At 72.9% G+C, this 2,170-nt stretch carries 3 protein-coding genes; 1 reads left to right on the top strand and 2 read right to left on the bottom strand.

What is annotated here, in order from left to right; translation table 11 throughout:
* Positions 1-650 (bottom strand): PQQ-dependent sugar dehydrogenase (locus CVO76_RS17060; RefSeq protein WP_208740240.1); only part of this gene is annotated, 650 nt, incomplete at its 3' end.
* Between the two features lie 85 nt (positions 651-735).
* On the opposite strand from CVO76_RS17060, the gene CVO76_RS17055 reads away from it, so the two are divergent.
* Positions 736-1,710: a 2-hydroxyacid dehydrogenase gene (locus tag CVO76_RS17055; RefSeq protein ID WP_208740239.1), complete on the top strand. Its 975-nt coding sequence runs from the start codon at positions 736-738 to the stop codon at positions 1,708-1,710.
* Between the two features lie 5 nt (positions 1,711-1,715).
* On the opposite strand, the gene CVO76_RS17050 is transcribed toward CVO76_RS17055, so the two are convergent.
* Positions 1,716-2,170 (bottom strand): hypothetical protein (locus CVO76_RS17050; RefSeq protein ID WP_208740238.1); only part of this gene is annotated, 455 nt, incomplete at its 5' end.

Here is a 2,170-nt window from a genome sequence, read left to right as displayed (position 1 = left end):
CCTACGATGCGGAGGATCTTGCCGCCCAGGCTCGACGGGTCCCGGGCGTTCCCGCGCACTCCTGCATCGCCCGTGCCGATGTACAGGTGGCCGTCCGGACCGAAGGCGAGCCGGCCACCGTTGTGGATGTCGCCTGCAGGGATTCCGGTCAGGACCGGTTCGGGCGCTCCGAGCCGTCCGTCGGACCATGGCAGCCGGACCACGCGGTTGTCGGCGGCCGACGTGTAGTACGCGTAGATCGCCCCGGGAACCGGACCGGGCTCGACGGCGAGACCGAGGAGGCCGCCCTCACCGCCCGCCGCGGCTGCCTCCGGGATGCTGCCGATGACCTCTCCGGCCGTGCCGTCGTAGCGTTCGATCTCTCCGGTCTCGCGTTCGGCGACGAGGAGGGCGCCGTCGTCGAGCACCACGACGGACCAGGGCAGGTCGAGGCCCGTCACGGCGTCGCCCGGGTAGGACAGGGCGGGCAGGGCCGGAGGCTGCTTCGTACCCGCGGTGGTGGACGCCCCGGCGTACACCGGTTCCTCCCCGGCCGGGTCCGAGCAGCCGGGGACGACGAGCAGGATCAGCAGGACGGCGCCGGCCGGGGAGAAGGCGCGGATGTGCGCGCGGGATGCGGCCCGGGCGGATCGCCGTGCTGCGGCTGACATGGTCCGACCCTAGGCCGGGGTGGAGGGGGTGTCCACCGACCGCCGACCGGGCGGGAGGGCGACCCCGCGACACTAGGCTGGCGCCATGACGAATTCCGCACCGGCCGCCCCTGTCCAGACCGTCCGCACCCTCAGCGTGCCGTCCGCCGAGCTGCGGGACGCACTGACCGACGCCTCGCCGGGCGTCGAGGTCGTGCTCTGGGACTTCGCGACACCGCCCGAGGACTTCGACCTGGCGGCCCTCGACGCCGCCGTCCTGCCCTACACCGGACGCGCCCATCTGGACGGCGCCCTCGATGCCGCTCCGAACCTCCGGCTCGTGCACACCCAGTCGACGGGGTACGACGGCGTCGCGGACCTCGTGGGGCCGGACGTCGCGATCGCGACGGCCGCCGGCGTGCATGCAGCGGCGACCGCCGAACTCGCGGTCGGCCTCGCCCTGGCCTCGCTGCGCGGGATCGACGACGCCGTGCGGCAGCAGACCGAGGGACGGTGGCACAGCGCCCGCTATCCGGGCCTGGCGGACCGCCGCGTGCTCCTGGTGGGCGTCGGGGGGATCGGTGAGGAGATCCGCAAGCGGCTCGCCACCTTCGAGGCGGTGGTCACGAGGGTCGGCAGTACCGCACGCGAGGACGACCTGGGGCAGGTCCACGGCAGCGACGCGCTGGTGGACCTGGCTCCGCACCACGACGTCGTGATCGTGATCACGCCGCTCACCGATGCGACGCGGGGACTCGTGGGACGCGAGGTGCTGGCAGCCCTGCCGGACGGGGCACTCGTGGTCAACGTCGCGCGCGGCGCGGTCGTGGACACGGAGGCACTGACCCGCGAGGCCATGGCCGGGCGCCTGAAGGCCGCGCTCGACGTGGTGGATCCGGAGCCGCTACCCGAGGGCCATCCGTTGTGGAGCGCTCCCGGGGTGATCATCACTCCGCACGTCGGAGGCAACACCGGAGCCTTCCCGCCGAGGATCCTCGCGCTGCTGCGGCGCCAGGTGGAACTGCTCGGCAGCGGACAGGAGCCGGCCAACCTCGTGCGGCGCGGGACCTGGGGGCACTAGGCGGGTCACGCCATCGCGATGAAGGCGTCCATGAACGAGGTGAAGTCGATCAGGTCCTCGTCCTGCGCCAGCCGCAGGGGGGTGCCCGGGCCGATGTCGAGGACGGGAGCGGCCAGCACGCCGAAGCGGAAGATCCGGCCGGTGCTCGTGCCCACCTCGTAGGAGGTGTCGTCCCACTGCAGGGCGTGGGCGAGGTTCGTCATGTTGACCTCCACCGGCACGCCGGCACCGGTGATCGCCGTCAGGTCCACCGGCGCGATCATCAGTTCCGCGGGCTTCCAGCGGTAGCCGACCACGTAGCCGACGGCCGCCGTCCCCGCATCGCGGACGCCGCGGGACTGCTGGGCCGCGAAGACGAGGTTGTAGTCGCCGTAGTTCGGGATCTGCCCGTCGAAGACACGGCGCAGGGCGTTCTTCAGTCCCTGTCCGCCGTCGAGCGGTCGGGTGGCTGCAGGAGTCT

Source organism: Arthrobacter agilis, assembly GCF_002953615.1.
In the GTDB taxonomy this organism is placed as follows: domain Bacteria; phylum Actinomycetota; class Actinomycetes; order Actinomycetales; family Micrococcaceae; genus Arthrobacter_D; species Arthrobacter_D agilis_B.
The sequence above is the reverse complement of the archived record's forward strand: the minus strand, read 5'-3'. Positions and strand labels throughout refer to the sequence as shown.

Coding starts and splice junctions, on each gene's coding strand:
- CVO76_RS17055 (WP_208740239.1), top strand. CDS start 736: ATGACGAATTCCGCACCGGCCGCCCCTGTCCAGACCGTCCGCACCCTC.